Source organism: Sphingomonas fucosidasi, assembly GCF_036663855.1.
In the GTDB taxonomy this organism is placed as follows: Bacteria; Pseudomonadota; Alphaproteobacteria; order Sphingomonadales; family Sphingomonadaceae; genus Sphingomonas; species Sphingomonas faeni_B.
Window position 1 is genome coordinate 55,666 of record NZ_JAXOJR010000005.1, and the last position, 14,626, is coordinate 70,291.

A 14,626-nucleotide genomic window follows, 5' to 3' on the forward strand; every position below is an offset into this window, starting at 1 on the left:
AACAATGATCGTGTCCCAATTGGGCCCCGGCCTTCGCCGGGGTGGTATTAGGTGGCGGTGTCAGCCTTTGGGGGCTTGCCGGACGGCTTGCGGATCGTGGCCGAGAAGGCGGCGATCTTGTTCTCGTCGTCGCCTTGCACCACCAAGCCCCGCAGGAACAAGAGGCGGCCGGTTTCCTTGAGCACCTCGACCTGCGCCTCGATCGGCTCGCCGACGCGGCCGCCGCCGATGAACTGGGTGTTGAGATCGAGCGTCACCGCGGTGCCGGCGGTGATCAGGCCGAAGCCTCTTGCGGCCGCGAACAGGGCTACGTCGATGAACGCGAGGAGCGCTCCGCCGTGGACGTTGTTCTGGAGGTTGGAGTGGCGATGCTCGGGGGTGATGCGGACGCGGACAGTGTGGCCGTCGACGCGGTAGAGCATGGGGCCGAGGAGGGTGTTGAAGCGCGTCGGGTCGGAGAGCGACCAGCTGCGCCAGCCGGGGTTGGCTGGGTCTTCGGCTTCGAGGAAATGGGGTTGGGTCAAAGATGTTTCCTTGAAACCCTTTCCCCGTTCATCCTGAGCGAAGTCGAAGGATCTTGGGAATGTCATCCCCCGCCCCGAGCGGGTGCTTCGACTTCGCTCAGCACGAACGGGAGGGGGGAGCGGCACCGGAGGGGGAAGCGGATTGAGGCGGGGAAGAAGGGGGCGGGCGTAAAACACACCCCCTCCACCAAAGGATCAGACGATCCGTTCGGCTTCCATCTTCTTGATCTCGGCGATCGCCTTGGCGGGGTTCAGGCCCTTGGGGCACGCGTTCGCGCAGTTCATGATGGTGTGGCAGCGATACAGGCGGAACGGATCCTCAAGTTCGTCGAGGCGCTCGCCGGTCATCTCGTCGCGGCTGTCGGCGAGCCAGCGATAGGCCTGCAACAGGATCGCCGGACCCAGGAACTTGTCGGCGTTCCACCAATAGCTCGGGCACGAGGTCGAGCAGCAGGCGCAAAGGATGCACTCGTACAGGCCGTCGAGCTTCGAGCGATCTTCGGGCGACTGGAGGCGCTCCTTGCCCGAGGGCGGCGGGGTTACGGTCTGCAGCCACGGCTTGATCGACGAATATTGCGCGTAGAAATGCGTGAAGTCGGGGACGAGGTCCTTGATCACGTCCATGTGCGGCAGCGGCGTGATCTGGACCTCGCCCTTGCAATCCTCGATCGCGGTCGTGCAGGCGAGGCCGTTCTTGCCGTTGATGTTCATCGAGCACGAGCCGCAAATGCCCTCGCGGCACGACCGGCGAAAGGTGAGCGAGGAGTCATGCTCGCTCTTCATCTTGATCAGCGCGTCGAGCACCATCGGGCCGGTGTCATCGAGATCGAGCGCGAACGTGTCGTAGCGCGGGTTCTCACCCGAATCCGGATCGTAGCGATACACCTTGAACGATTTCAGACGCTTGCTGTCTCCCGAACCCTGGCTCGTAGAGGCGTGCTTGACGCCCTTCTTGACGACGCTGTTTTTCGGGAGCGAGAATTCGGCCATTGCGAGCGGTCCGTCCGTGGTGTGTTTATAGGTTGTGGAAGCCGATACATGACACGGGCCCCGCTCGCAAATGCTTAGCTTCGCGGGTGCAACATGGGTCACCCACGCTGCCGCGTCGCCTGCTCCCTAGGGCTTAGATGATATCGAGGATAAGGCCGAGGTCGCGGGCTTCCTCGGCTTCGATGTACCAGTTGGAGGGGGCCTTCTTCTTCAGCTCCTCGAGCGATACCTTCGAGCCCTGGACGATCGCGCGAAAGCCTTCCTCCTGGATATTGATCGAATCCTCGATCTCGTGGAGCTTAGCCTTGAGCGCGTAGGACAGCGTGTTGAGCGGGCCGTTGAGCTCGATCGTGCTCTGCATCTGGCGCTCGTGGATCATGATGCGGCTGCCGCGCGTCAGGAAACGGCTGTCGACCGGGAAGGCGGACATGAACGTCGCCCCGGCGGAGTAGACCGCGACCTTGCCGAGGAAGAGCGTCTCGCGGTCGGTGTATTCGCGGAGCAGGCGGATGTTGTCGCCCATCGCGCGCGCGACTTCGGGGTCGCCGCCGAGCGTGGTGATCGAGACGACCAGCGGGCCTTCGGTGGGGGCGGCGACGAGTTGCGACTTGAAGGTGTCGTACATCGCGTCGTCGACGGGGCCGTGGAGGTGGACGTGGGGGGCGGCGAGCAACGGGTAGTTGCGGGCGTTCGAAGCGGGGGATGTGTCGGTCATGCCGCGGCTAACTTCTGCGGGGGGAGTGGGTTCCGAGCTGGTTGCTGCATATCAGCACAGTGATTTGGTGAGACCTGTTTGACGTGCTATAAAACGGTCATGATCGAGACCATTCATGCCGGCGCGACGGTTAGCATCAGCGACCTGAAGAAGAACCCGTCCGGCGTCATCGAGGCCGCAGGCGGGTTTCCGGTGGCGGTACTCAATCGCAATACGCCTGCGGCGTATCTCGTCCCGGCTGCGGCTTGGGAAGAGTTGATGGACCGGTTGGAGGACGTCGAACTGGCTGAGTTGGTACGCGCGCGTGCTGAGGAAGTGCCGGTCGCGGTGTCGCTTGGCGATCTATAGCCTCGCATTCCTGCCGAGTGCGCTGCGGGAATGGGAGAAGCTGGGTGCCAATGTTCGTGAGCAACTCAAGGCGAAGCTGACCGAGCGGTTGGGCGAACCGCATATTGCGAGCGCACGGCTAAACGGGATGACCGGCTGCTACAAGATCAAGTTGCGGGCTGCGGGGTATCGGTTGGTGTACCGGGTCGATGACGGCCTCGTGACGGTGATCGTCGTGGCGGTCGGGCGGCGGGATCGTAATCTGGTTTACAAGATCGCGGCGGGTCGGGTCGAGCGGTAGCAAATCGGTCGCAGCCAGTTGTTCTCCTGCGAACGCAGGAGTCGAGGGTTAAGGAGCGCGGCGTTTGTGATCCTGGACTCCTGCGTTCGCAGTAGAACGGGACTTAGTTTACCTGTTTGGCCGAACGCTTGTGCTGGAGGATCCAGCCTACCAGTCCGCCGGGGACTCCGCCTACCAGCGAAAACAGGGCGTAAAAGGTTATTGCGATCTTTTGGGGTTCTTCGCCTACGCCTCGGGTTTCGATCCCGAAGACGTAGATCGCGGTCAGGATCGCGACGACCGCCGGCCACAAAAACCCGGCAATCATCGGCTGGAAACGCGTCAAGAGCCCCACCGCGACCGGCACAAAGAACCCGATCGCGATGATGGCCCAGATCATCAATATACCCGCTTCTTGGGCTTGATGTAGTCGACGTCGTCGGTGAGCGTATAGTCGTGCACCGGGCGGAAATCGATCTTGGTTTCGCCGCCATTGCCGCCCCAGCCGTCGAAGGTGGTGATGGTGTGCTTCATCCAGTTGGCGTCGTCGCGCTCGGGGAAATCCTCGTGCATGTGCGCGCCGCGCGATTCGGTGCGGTTCGCCGCCGAGTTCATCGTGACGACCGCCTGACCGATCAGATTGTCGAGCTCCATCGTCTCGACCAGATCGGTGTTCCAGATCATGCTGCGATCCTTCACGGCGACGTCGGTCATCCGGTTGTAGATCCCGGCCATCTTCTCGACGCCCTGGTTCAGCAGCTCGGTGTCGCGGAACACCGCGCAATGCTTCTGCATGGTCTGCTGCATGTCGAGACGGATCTGCGCGGTCGGCGAGCCGCCGCTCGCATTGCGGAAATGGTCGAGACGCGTCAGCGCGAGGTCTTCCGAGCCCTTAGGGAGCGGAGCGTGCGCCGTACCGGGCTTCAGCGTGTCCTTGATCCGCAGGCCGGTCGCGCGGCCGAACACGACGAGATCGATCAGGCTGTTTGAACCGAGGCGGTTGGCGCCGTGGACCGAGACGCATGCCGCTTCACCCACGGCGAACAGGCCGGGAACGACCGCGTCGGGGTTGCCGTCGACGAGGTTGACGACCTCGCCGTGGAAGTTGGTCGGGATGCCGCCCATGTTGTAATGCACCGTCGGCGTGACGGGCAGCGGCTGGCGCGTGAGATCGACGCCGGCGAAGACTTTCCCGGTCTCGGTGATGCCCGGCAGGCGCTCGGCGAGCACCTTGGGATCGATGTGATCGAGGTGCAGGAAGATGTGGTCGCCGTTCTTGCCGACGCCGCGGCCTTCGCGCATTTCGAGCGCCATCGAGCGGCTGACGACGTCGCGCGAGGCGAGGTCCTTTGCCGACGGGGCATAGCGCTCCATGAAGCGCTCGCCCTCGGAGTTGGTCAGGTAACCGCCCTCACCGCGTGCGCCCTCGGTGATGAGCACGCCCGCGCCGTAGATGCCGGTCGGGTGGAACTGGACGAACTCCATGTCCTGCAACGGCAGGCCGGCGCGGAGCACCATAGCGTTGCCGTCGCCGGTGCAGGTGTGCGCCGAGGTCGCCGAGAAATAGACGCGGCCATAGCCGCCGGTGGCGAGCACGGTCTGGTGGCTGCGGAAGCGGTGGATCGAACCGTCTTCCATGCACAGCGCGATGACGCCGCGGCAGACGCCGTTTTCCATGATCAGGTCGAGTGCGAAATACTCGACGAAGAAGTCCGTATTGTACTTCAGGCTCTGCTGGTACAGCGCGTGGAGCATCGCGTGGCCGGTACGGTCGGCGGCGGCGGCGGTGCGCTGGACCGGAGGCCCCTCGCCCATGTTCTGCATGTGGCCACCGAAAGGACGCTGATAAATCGTGCCGTTCTCGTTACGGCTGAACGGCATGCCGGCATGCTCGAGCTCGTAGACCGCCTGTGGGGCTTCGCGGCAGAGATACTCGATCGCGTCCTGGTCGCCGAGCCAGTCGGACCCCTTGACGGTGTCGAACATGTGCCAGGTCCAGTGATCCGGTGAGTTGTTGCCGAGCGACGCGGCGATGCCACCCTGCGCTGCAACGGTGTGCGAACGGGTCGGGAAGACCTTCGTGATGCACGCGGTCTTCAGGCCGCTCTCGGCGATGCCCATCGTGGCGCGCAGGCCGGAACCGCCGGCACCGACGACGACCGCATCATAGGTATGATCGATGATCTTGTAGGCAGCTGACATTACGCAGGGGCTCCGGAGAAGGCGACCTTCAGGATCGCGAACAGGGCGATGCCGCCCAGCGTGAAGGTGAACAGGTTGAGGAGGATCATCGTCACGACACGGCTCTCACCGTGGACGTAATCCTCGATCACGACCTGCAGACCGAGACGGAAGTGATAGAACACCGACAGGATCAGCAGCGCCATCGGCACCGCGACCCAGGCCGATTCCAGCCACAGATGAACCGCGGCGTAATCATAACCGGGCATGCGTGCGACCGAGATCATCAGCCACAGCATGAGGAACAGGTTAGCGCCCGCCGTCAGCCGTTGCTGCCACCAGTGATGCGCGCCATGTTTGGCGCTGCCGAGGCCGCGGACGCGACCGATTGCCGTACCCGAACCCATTACTTGATCCCCATGTAGAGCCAGAACACGACCGTCAACGCGACCGAGGCGACCATCGTCGCGAGCGCGCCCATCTTGTTCCGCTTCAGTTCGTAGCCGGCACCGGTGTCGAGCACGAAGTGGCGGATGCCGGTCATCATGTGCTGGAACAGCGACAGCGTCAGGCCAACCGCGATGACGTAGCCGAGGATATTGAGGCCGCCGGTATCGGTCGTGAACACGTCGACGAACGTCGCATACGCCTGATCGCCCGATGCGATCGCGGCGAGCCACCAGACGAGCAGCAGGCTGCCGACGGTCGCCATCCCGCTGCCGGTCGCGCGGTGCAGGATCGAGACCAGCATGTGCGGGCCCCATTTATAGACCTGCAGATGGGGAGAAAGCGGGCGTGCCGGGTTGCGCGATGCCAAGGGCGGAGTCCTCGAACCAGAAGATGACGAACCAAAATTATCTTGGTCCACAATATATAGATCGGGCGACCTATTAGCCACCACGTGCTGCGATGCAACCCATTGGGCGCGGTCCGATAACCCATGACACCGCAAACCGTGCTGCTGCCCGAGCCAAGATGCCGGACGGAATTACCGGGCGGGCCGGATGCGAAATGATTTCGCGCGAAGGCCGCGGTGCGATCGATCCCTAACCCGGCCTTAAGACATAGGCTGTAGCGCCGGATGCGCATACCCGATCCGGAGTCCATCGTCTTGACCACCACCGACCTGCCGGTTCCCGGCGCGATTGCGGCCTCTGTCGACCTCGCGGCACGGCTGCGGGTTTTCGACTTCGACGGATCGCTCAGCAACGCGAGCCGCGAAGTCTGGGCGGCGCTGGCCCCCGAGATCACGCATGTCTCGAAGGCGTATTGGGAGCAGTGGCTGCGCTGTTTCTCCGACGAGCGGATCTGGGCACCGCACGAGACCGAGCAGATGATCGAGGTCGGCTGCACGTTCCTGCGCAATCGCTTCCTCGATACGAGCGGGCGCGCCTGGATCGAGTCGGTCGAGCGCTCCGTCGCCGCGGCCTATGTCGCCGGTGTGTCGCCGATGGCGCTGCTGTCGATGATCAGCGCGAGCGACCGTGCCGCGCTGGAGGTGCTGATGCGGCGGGTCGACCGGTCGGATGCCAAGCTGCCGGTCTATATCGACACGCTGATGCGGCTGTCCGCGCTGGAAGGCGAGATCACCGTCGCGATCTACAATGCGTACAGCACGCATTCGGCGCGGGTGGCGCGCGATACGCTGGCGGCGGAGTTCCGCGACGGGATCGCGGCGATGGTGGAGACCGCGACCGACGAGGGCCATATGCTCCGCGAACAGGCGATGCGCAGCTCGGCGTCGACGCGCGCGGTGCTGGGCAAGGCGAGCGAAGTCGCCGCCGCCGCCGAACAATCCGCGGTGGCGATGCGCGAGGCCGCGCAGACCGCCGCCGGGCTGATCCGCGCGATCGAGGATGCGCGCACCGAAGTGGAAGCAGCCGCCGAGATCGCCAACCGCGCGTCCGCGCAGGCGGGCCAGGCGGTCGGCATGTCCGAGACGCTGAGCGATCATGCCAAGTCGATCGAGTCGATCCTCGGCCTGATCCGCGACATCGCCGGGCAAACCAACCTGCTCGCGCTAAACGCGACGATCGAGGCGGCGCGGGCGGGCGATGCCGGGCGCGGCTTCGCGGTGGTGGCGCAGGAAGTGAAGAGCCTCGCCAACCAGACCGCACGCGCGACCGACGACATCGCCGCGAAGATCGCCGCGATCCAGTCGGCGACGCGCTCGACCGTCGAGACAAACGCGTCGATCAAGTCGACCGTGGCCGAGGTGCAGGAGAGCGCCGACCGGATCCGCTACGCGATGGAAGCGCAGGCGCAGACGGTGACCGCGATCACCGCGGCGGTCGACGAGACCGCGCTGGCGGCGGATTCGATGTCGACCACGATCGCCGCGATCCGCGAGGATACCGAGACGGTCGCGACCGAGATCGACGGCGTCGGCCGCGGCTTCGACGTGCTGGATACGCGGCTGGGCAATCTCAAGAACAGCGCGGGCGATTTCGTCGCGAAGGTCGCTGCATAACGGACCCTCAGGAGGGGGCGATGATCGAGCATCAGGAGAGGATTTCCAGTCCACCCGTCCAAGACGGGGGGCAGCCTGCCGGTTCCGAAAGGACACGTGAAGGCGCGCGCACGCCGGCCCGAAACTGGGGCGGCGACCAGCGACCGCTGCGCGAACGCATTCACGATTACGACTGGGACGGCCTGATCGAGCCGGCCTGTGCGACGCTCAGCGCGCTGCTCGGACCAGCCGATCGCCGTGAGATCGCCGAGACGTTCTGGCGGCATTACCTCTCGCTGGAATCGGCACGGCACATCGAGCGACATTTCACGCCCGAGGTGCTCGAACACCGGATCGCATCGAGCGCGCAGTATGTCCGGCTGAAATACATCTCGCCCAACGACGATGCGTGGAAGGCGATGGCGATCCGCCATGCCGAGGACTCGCATCGCTCGGGCATCCCCCTGCCCGCGCTGCTCTCGTCGCTGGCGTTTGCGCATAGCGTGACGCTCAACGTGATCTCCAACCGGCTGGGCGCGGACATGGCGGCGATGCGGACTCTCAGCGACGTGGTGCAGCGGCTGGCGCTGATCGAGGCGGACATCATGGCCTCGCATCTCGGCGCGAGCGATGCGGAGGCCGCGCGGGTCGAACGACAGGCGCGCGCGACCGAGTTCCGGGGCAGCATCGCGGCATCGATCGAGCATACCGCTGCACTGGGCGCGCGGATCCGGGTGCAGGCGACGGGCGCATCGGCATCGACCCGCGGCATGCTGTGCAAGGCGAGCGAAGTCGCGACGGCGGCCGAGCAGTCCGCGGTGGCGATGCGCGAGGCGGCGCAGACCACCGCCGGGCTGATCCGCGCAATCGAGGATGCGCGCATCGAAGTCGAGGCCGCCGCCGCCATCGCCGACCGTGCCTGTACGCAGACCGGCGAGGCAGTTGGCGTGTCCGAGGCGCTGAGCGAGCATGCCAAGTCGATCGAATCGATCCTCGGGCTGATCCGCAGCATCGCCGGGCAGACCAACCTGCTGGCGCTGAACGCGACGATCGAAGCGGCGCGGGCGGGCGATGCCGGGCGCGGCTTCGCCGTGGTCGCGCAGGAGGTAAAATCGCTCGCCAGCCAGACCGCGCGGGCGACAGACGACATCGCCGCCAAGATCGCCGCGATCCAGTCGGCGACGGCGGCGACGGTCGCGACGAATGCGGGGATCAAGGCGACGGTGACCGAGGTGCAGCACAGCGCCGACCGAATCCGTCATGCGATGGAGGCACAGGCGCGCACCGTCACCGCGATCACCGCTGCGGTCGACGAGACGGCGCTGGCGGCGGATTCGATGTCGACGACGATCGCGACCATTCGCGCGAACACCGAGGCGGTGGCGACCGAGATCGACGAGCTGGGACATGCGTTCGGCGACGTCGACGATCAGCTCGGGGTGCTGCGCGGCGCGGCGGATGGGTTCTCGGCTAGCGTGGCCTGAGCCGCACGGACATGATGCGCGTCAACCGCGCCGCTGACTGCTGCGCCGCCATATCCAGCCAAGCAGGCGACCGGCGAGCGCCGGCAGGCCGGGGCGCAGCAGCAGCCAGTCGCGGATCGGCGCGTCGATCGTGGCGCCGATGACCTGCTTGTAGCCGCTGTCGCCGGCGCCCCAGTCGACCCGGCGAATGCCACGCGCCTGCGCCGCGACCAGGTTACGCCAGTAGAGCAGCTTGCCGGGAGAATGCTTGGCGAAGCGTGGGTCGTAGCTGTTGGCGACCGCGTACAGCAGTTCGCCAGTGTCGATATCGAACGAGAAGGCGGCGGGCCTATCGTCGACCGTCAGCAGCGCGGCGCGGAACATCGCGGCAAGCACCGGATCGGCGACCGCAGCCTGCCAGAAGGCGAGATGTCCGTCGGCGGTGAACTTCATGCCGGTACGATCGGTGTCGTGCGCGATCCAGCTCGTCTGCTCGACCGCGCCGAGATCGGCGAACGCGGCGGGCCAGTCCGCACCCGACAGGAAGCGCCAATCGGGTACGCCGTGTTCGACAAGGTGCTTTTCGTGGAAGCGGTTCTTGCGCAGCGTCGAGGTGCGTGGCCAGGGCTGTCCGTCTTTCGCAAGGGGTACGTCTAGCGACCAGCTATCGCCGATGGTGCGATCGATCGCGGTCCAGCCTTGCGCGCGGGCAGCGACGATCAGCGCGCTGGCGGCGGGATCATTGTCGTGGACCGGGCCGATTCTGAGGCCGCTCGCATGGCGCGCCAGTGTCGACAGTGCGGTCTTCAGCGCAGGCTCGCCGGCTTCGAGCGCGAGGCCGAAGCTGCGGAACGGCCAGTAGCAGCCGGGGATCGCCGCCATCCCGAACATACGCGGACCCAGCGGCACGAACGGCAGCGTCAGGACCGGCGCGTCGTCCTGCTCGACCACCAGCGTCCGCGCCTGTCCGCCATAGGCGGCGAGCGCGGCGGCGTACCAGCCGAAGCGCAGGAAGCGGTGGCTGTGCGCGCCCCGCTCCGCGACGATGTCGATCGCGGCGGCAAGCCCCTCGACCACGTCGCCGCGGACGTTGGGCGGCAGCCGGACGAAGTCGGCCAGGAGCATCGGCTTGGACATGGACCGCTAGATACCGCGCGGAAGGTTACGATTGCATGCTGTTTTGCAATCGCCCCCTTTTGCAATCGGCCATTCCCCATCATGGTGGCGGCATGCCGATCATTCCCGCCATCTCGACCATCGCCCAGACGATCCAGCTCTCGCTCGCGCCGGTGTTCATGCTCGCCGGGATCGGCCAGTTGCTGAACGTGCTCGCGGGACGCCTGTCGCGGGTCATCGACCGGGCGCGGAAACTGGAGCAGTTGCACCCAAATTTCTCGGCGGCCGACCGGACCCGCTATGGCTGGGAGTTGCGATTGCTCGACCGGCGGATGACGATCATCAACGCCGCGTTGTTCCTGGCGGTGTCGAGCGCGATCATGACTTGCGTGCTGATCGCGCTGCTGTTCATCGCCGAGCTGGCCAAGCTGCATTTCGGCACCGCGGTGGCGCTGTGCTTCATCCTCGCGATGATCCTGCTGATCGCGGCGCTGGTATCCTTTATTTTCGAGGTCCGGATGTCGTTGCGGGCCTTCCGGATCCGGCCGGAATTGCTGAAGGACCTGTCGTGATCGAGAAGCGCCTGTTGCAGGCCGTGATCGCAGTCGCGTGCCTGTTGCCGCTGATCGTCGGCGGCCAGGGCGTGCTGCACGGGCCGGCGCCGTTCGGGCATCTGACCGATGTGCCGCGCGATCTGGACAGCCATTTCCGGTATATCTCGGGGATATTCTTCGCGACCGGCCTCGGGTTTCTGAGCTGTATTCCGGATGTCGAGCGGAAGGGGGCGCGGTTTCGGTTGCTGGGCGGGCTCATTTTCGTCGGCGGCGTATCGCGGGGGATCTCGCTGCTGGCGGTCGGCGTACCGTCGCAGGGGCACGTGCTGGGGCTGGGTATGGAGACGGTGGTCGTGCCGTTGCTGATGCTCTGGCAGTGGAATTTCGCGAAGCGAGTGGCCCTAGCCTGACGATCCTCCCCCGCCAGGGGGAGGTGGCTGGCACTTGCCAGACGGAGGGGGCGGAAAGGAGCAACCGCCGTTCCGTGTCCTCCCCCTCCGTCACCTGCGGTGCCACCTCCCCCTTGCGGGGGAGGATCGTAAGGTCAGCGAGCTGCCTCCAAGCCAGGGCCGGCGTCTGCCGAGGGTAGGTAGCGCGGCGCAACCCGCGCCCTCGCCCTCTGCTCATACGCATACCCCGCACCCAGCACCGCCGCGTCCCCGTATTTCGTCGCGATGAACGACAGGCCGACCGGCAACCCGCGCACCAACCCCATCGGCACCGTCAGGTTCGGATAGCCCGCAACAGCTGGCAGCCCGCTCGAACTCGGGCCGCCATATTGATCGCCGTACACCGGGTCGCTGAGCCAGGCCGCGCCATAGGTCGGCTCGACCAATACCGTCGCCCCTGCCGCCTTGAGCATCGCGTCGATCCCCTCCGCGCCCGCCAGCCGCAGAGATTTCGCACGCGCCGCCTTGTACGCCGGGTCGTTCAACCCCTTGGTCTTGGCCGCAGCCTCGAACGTCTCCTGCGCGAAGAACGGCATTTCCGTTGCCGCATTGGCCGCGTTGAACGCGATGACCTGATCGAGCGTGCGCGTGCGGACCGTGGCGGGGGTGGTCGCGAGATAGGTGTCGAGGTCGGCCTTCAGCTCGGTCTGGAGCACCAGCAGTTCCGCCTCGCCGAGCCCGTCGAGCTTGGGCTGTTTCACCTCGACCAGCACCGCCCCCGCCGCCTTCATCACGTCGAGCGCGGCCTGGTATTTCGCTGCAAGGTCCGCGGTCATCTCCGGCCGGATCACGCCAATGCGCAGCCCGGAGAGTGCGCTCGTCGACAGCCCGGCCGCATAGTCGCGCTTGTACGCGCCCGCCCCCGCGGTCGCCGCGTCCGCCGGATCGGCAGCGATCATCGCAGAGAACAGCGTCGCCACGTCGCGCACGTTGCGCGCCATCGGGCCGGGCGTATCCTGGCTGTGGCTGATCGGCACAACATGCGTACGGCTGACGAGCCCGATCGACGGCTTCAGCCCGACCAGCCCGTTGAGCGACGACGGACACACCACCGAGCCATCGGTCTCGGTCCCGATCGCCGCCGCCGCAAAGCTCGCCGCGATCGCCGCGCCCGACCCGCTCGACGACCCGCAGGCGGTCCGGTCGAGCGCATAGGGGTTTTTCACTAACCCGCCCACCGCGCTCCAGCCGCTCATCGAGCGGGTCGAGCGGATGTTCGCCCATTCGCTGAGATTGGTCTTGCCCAGGATCACCGCCCCCGCCGCACGCAGCTGCGCGACCACGGGCGCATCGCGTCGCGTCAAATTGTCTTTCAGCGCCAAGCTGCCCGCCGTGGTCGGCATCGCGTCAGCGGTCTCGACATTGTCCTTGATCAGCACGGGCACGCCGTGGAGTGGACCGCGCATGCGCCCGGCCTTGTGCTCGGCGTCGAGCGCCTTCGCCTGCGCGAGTGCATCGGGGTTGAGCGCGATCACGCTGCGTAGCGTCGGACCGGTGCGGTCCATCGCCGCGATCCGTGCGAGATAGGCGCGGACGAGATCGACGCTGCTCGCCTTGCCTGACGCCAACATCGCCTGAAGCTGGTCGATCGACTGTTCCTCGACCGCGATCGTTTTGGCCTGCGCCGCCACTGGAATGGCGGTCGCGAGCAATAGCCCGATGATATATTTACGCATTTTCCGATTCCCCTTTGCCGGAAGGCTATCGGGGTTGCGCGCCCGCGCCAAGCGGGCTGAACGATGCTCGATACGATGCGTTACGGATCGGCAACGGATAGGGGAACGGCGTGCGTCAGGTGTTGAAGTTCGTCGGGGGCGTCGTGCTGCTGGCGATCGTGGTTGTCGCGCTGGCGGTGACGATCGCGCCGCGCTTCCTCGACCGCATCTATTACCGCGGACCGACGACCGGCCATTTCGACGGCGCGCGCTTCGCCAATCCCGACAACGACGCGGATACACAGCAGATCCAACCGGCAGGCAGTGGCGGCGGTCGCGCGGGCTTTTTCTGGCGCTATTTCACCGGCAGCGATGGGCGGCCGGGTTGGCCCAAATCGGTGGCGGTGCAGCGGATCGCGCCCCCGGCCCGTGTTCAGGGGCAGCGGATGGTCGTGACGTGGGTCGGCCATGCAAGTGTGCTGGTCCAGACGCAGGGGCTCAACATCCTCACCGATCCGGTCTGGGCGGAGACGGCCGGGCCGCTTGGCGCAGGGCCTCGTCGCGTCGCCGCGCCGGGGATCGCGTTCGATGCGCTGCCAAAAATCGATCTCGTGCTGGTCAGCCACAATCATTACGACCATCTCGACAAGGTGACGCTGCAACGCCTCTGGCAGCGCGATCGGCCGCGGATCGTCACGAGTTTGGGCAATGACAGCGTGATCGGCCAGACCGGGGCGGCGGCGACCGCGCTCGATTGGGGGCAGCGGGTGGCGATCAAGCCGGGTGTCGCCGTAACCGTGACGCGCAACCATCATTGGGGCAGCCGCTGGTTTACCGATCGCAACCGCGCGCTGTGGTCGAGCTTCGTCGTGACCTTGCCGGGCGGCAACGTGTTCTTTGCGGGCGATACCGGAATGGGCGACGGTCAGTGGCCGGTCGAGGCGGCGGCGCTGGGGCCGATCCGGCTGGCGCTGATCCCGATCGGTGCGTTCCGGTTCGTCGATGGGCAGATGGAGTCGGGGAGTCATATCGGGCCGGTCGATGCGGTCGAAGTGTATCGCCGGCTCGGCGCGGCGCACGCGATCCCGATCCACTGGGGGACGTTCCGGCTGTCGTTCGAAGGGTATGATACGCCGCCGAAACTGCTGGCGGCGGCGATGCGGTGTACCGGGCAGACCGGGTTCGCGCCGGTGGCTATCGGGCGGCCGGTGGAGGTTGCTGGGTATGCGAAGCCGGCGGCGGTAACGCCGATGGCGCGGGCGGCCTTGCTGAAGTGCCTAGATACGCCGGAGGTTCGCGCTTTGCGGTAGTCGAGATCGCTCGCCCGTCACCTCCCCGGCGGAGGCCGGGGTCCAGTTGGGGGACGTTGCTGACGGGGCACGGCCCGCTGTTACTGCTACCTTTCCAACTGGGCCCCGGCCTCCGCCGGGGTGGTCTCTCCCTCAATCGCGCCCGCCACTCACCCCATCTTGAACACGCAAAGCTTGTTGCCGTCCGGATCGCGGAAATAGGCGCCGTAGAACCCCATCTGCTCGGGCCCGCGCGACCCCGGACCACCCTCGTCCGCGCCGCCTAGTTCGATCGCTTTGGCGTAGACCTGATCGACCTGCTCGCGCGTATCGGCCGACAAGGCGACCATCGTGCCGTTGCCGGCGGTCGCGGCCTGCCCGTCATACGGCTTGCCGATCGCCAGCATCGGCGTCCTTGCGCCGGCGCCATAGAAGGTCAGTTTTCGCTCGTCGGGCATCTGCATGAGCCGCTTGCCGCCGACCGTCGCGAACAGCGCGTCGTAGAAGGTCAGCGCCGAGTCGATATCGTTGGTGCCGAGCGTTGCGTAACCGATCATGGGTCTCTCCTCTTTGTTTGAGGCGAGTATCACGGGCTTGAGCGAGAGACGCAACTAACCGTTCCCCCGCGTAGGCG

General features: G+C 66.0%; 17 protein-coding genes. 7 read left to right on the forward strand and 10 right to left on the reverse strand.

The features are described 5' to 3' along the window. Positions 1-47 precede the first annotated feature (47 nt). From U1737_RS10260 to U1737_RS10270, 3 genes are all read right to left on the reverse strand, one after another. On the reverse strand, positions 48-524 hold the full coding sequence (locus U1737_RS10260) for a PaaI family thioesterase (protein WP_248522726.1): 477 nt from the start codon (positions 522-524) through the stop codon (positions 48-50). A gap of 195 nt (positions 525-719) precedes the next feature. Beyond that, the gene (locus U1737_RS10265; protein WP_254687679.1) at positions 720-1,514 is read right to left on the reverse strand and encodes a succinate dehydrogenase iron-sulfur subunit; all 795 of its coding nucleotides are present in this window, start codon (positions 1,512-1,514) and stop codon (positions 720-722) included. Between the two features lie 133 nt (positions 1,515-1,647). Then, positions 1,648-2,229: a ClpP family protease gene (locus tag U1737_RS10270; protein ID WP_248522724.1), complete on the reverse strand. Its 582-nt coding sequence runs from the start codon at positions 2,227-2,229 to the stop codon at positions 1,648-1,650. 99 nt (positions 2,230-2,328) lie between these two features. Between U1737_RS10270 and U1737_RS10275 the strand changes: the two genes are divergently transcribed. Together U1737_RS10275 and U1737_RS10280 are read left to right on the forward strand one after the other, a co-directional pair. Then, entirely contained in the window at positions 2,329-2,577 is a 249-nt protein-coding gene (locus tag U1737_RS10275) for a type II toxin-antitoxin system Phd/YefM family antitoxin (RefSeq protein WP_248522723.1), read from the forward strand. Next, complete coding sequence (locus U1737_RS10280; RefSeq protein WP_282580500.1) at positions 2,564-2,857, forward strand: type II toxin-antitoxin system RelE family toxin; 294 nt, start codon at positions 2,564-2,566, stop codon at positions 2,855-2,857. The genes U1737_RS10275 and U1737_RS10280 overlap by 14 nt, the downstream gene beginning before the upstream one ends. A 103-nt stretch (positions 2,858-2,960) precedes the next feature. Here the strand turns inward: U1737_RS10280 and U1737_RS10285 are convergent, their stop codons facing one another. Genes U1737_RS10285 through sdhC form a run of 4 tightly spaced genes read right to left on the reverse strand, consistent with a single transcriptional unit; the run spans position 2,961 to position 5,834 of the window. Further along, positions 2,961-3,236: a hypothetical protein gene (locus U1737_RS10285; protein WP_248522722.1), complete on the reverse strand. Its 276-nt coding sequence runs from the start codon at positions 3,234-3,236 to the stop codon at positions 2,961-2,963. Further along, positions 3,236-5,038, reverse strand: a complete 1,803-nt coding sequence (sdhA, locus tag U1737_RS10290) for a succinate dehydrogenase flavoprotein subunit (RefSeq protein ID WP_332796720.1) — start codon at positions 5,036-5,038, stop codon at positions 3,236-3,238. The genes U1737_RS10285 and sdhA overlap by 1 nt, the downstream gene beginning before the upstream one ends. After that, entirely contained in the window at positions 5,038-5,424 is a 387-nt protein-coding gene (gene sdhD / locus U1737_RS10295; protein WP_332796721.1) for a succinate dehydrogenase, hydrophobic membrane anchor protein, read from the reverse strand. Before sdhD ends, sdhA begins: the two co-directional genes overlap by 1 nt. Further along, entirely contained in the window at positions 5,424-5,834 is a 411-nt protein-coding gene (gene sdhC, locus U1737_RS10300; protein WP_282580499.1) for a succinate dehydrogenase, cytochrome b556 subunit, read from the reverse strand. Before sdhC ends, sdhD begins: the two co-directional genes overlap by 1 nt. Positions 5,835-6,143: 309 nt before the next feature. On the opposite strand from sdhC, the gene U1737_RS10305 reads away from it, so the two are divergent. Then, positions 6,144-7,487: a methyl-accepting chemotaxis protein gene (locus U1737_RS10305; RefSeq protein WP_332796882.1), complete on the forward strand. Its 1,344-nt coding sequence runs from the start codon at positions 6,144-6,146 to the stop codon at positions 7,485-7,487. Positions 7,488-7,507: 20 nt separating this feature from the next. Next, the gene (locus U1737_RS10310; protein ID WP_332796722.1) at positions 7,508-8,950 is read left to right on the forward strand and encodes a methyl-accepting chemotaxis protein; all 1,443 of its coding nucleotides are present in this window, start codon (positions 7,508-7,510) and stop codon (positions 8,948-8,950) included. Between the two features lie 21 nt (positions 8,951-8,971). On the opposite strand, the gene U1737_RS10315 is transcribed toward U1737_RS10310, so the two are convergent. Further along, a complete protein-coding gene (locus U1737_RS10315) occupies positions 8,972-10,066 on the reverse strand; it encodes a GNAT family N-acetyltransferase (RefSeq protein WP_248522719.1) in 1,095 nt (364 codons plus the stop codon). Between the two features lie 92 nt (positions 10,067-10,158). Here U1737_RS10315 and U1737_RS10320 point away from each other — a divergent pair, with 92 nt between their 5' ends. Together U1737_RS10320 and U1737_RS10325 are read left to right on the forward strand one after the other, a co-directional pair. Beyond that, the gene (locus U1737_RS10320) at positions 10,159-10,617 is read left to right on the forward strand and encodes a DUF2721 domain-containing protein (RefSeq protein ID WP_093398747.1); all 459 of its coding nucleotides are present in this window, start codon (positions 10,159-10,161) and stop codon (positions 10,615-10,617) included. After that, on the forward strand, positions 10,614-11,009 hold the full coding sequence (locus U1737_RS10325) for a DUF4345 domain-containing protein (protein WP_332796723.1): 396 nt from the start codon (positions 10,614-10,616) through the stop codon (positions 11,007-11,009). Before U1737_RS10320 ends, U1737_RS10325 begins: the two co-directional genes overlap by 4 nt. A gap of 134 nt (positions 11,010-11,143) precedes the next feature. Here the strand turns inward: U1737_RS10325 and U1737_RS10330 are convergent, their stop codons facing one another. After that, positions 11,144-12,724, reverse strand: a complete 1,581-nt coding sequence (locus tag U1737_RS10330; protein ID WP_332796724.1) for an amidase — start codon at positions 12,722-12,724, stop codon at positions 11,144-11,146. A 119-nt stretch (positions 12,725-12,843) separates the two neighbouring features. On the opposite strand from U1737_RS10330, the gene U1737_RS10335 reads away from it, so the two are divergent. Then, positions 12,844-14,013: an MBL fold metallo-hydrolase gene (locus U1737_RS10335; protein ID WP_332796883.1), complete on the forward strand. Its 1,170-nt coding sequence runs from the start codon at positions 12,844-12,846 to the stop codon at positions 14,011-14,013. Between the two features lie 149 nt (positions 14,014-14,162). Here U1737_RS10335 and U1737_RS10340 read toward each other — a convergent pair whose 3' ends face one another. Then, the gene (locus U1737_RS10340) at positions 14,163-14,549 is read right to left on the reverse strand and encodes a VOC family protein (protein WP_248522716.1); all 387 of its coding nucleotides are present in this window, start codon (positions 14,547-14,549) and stop codon (positions 14,163-14,165) included. Positions 14,550-14,626 lie beyond the last annotated feature (77 nt).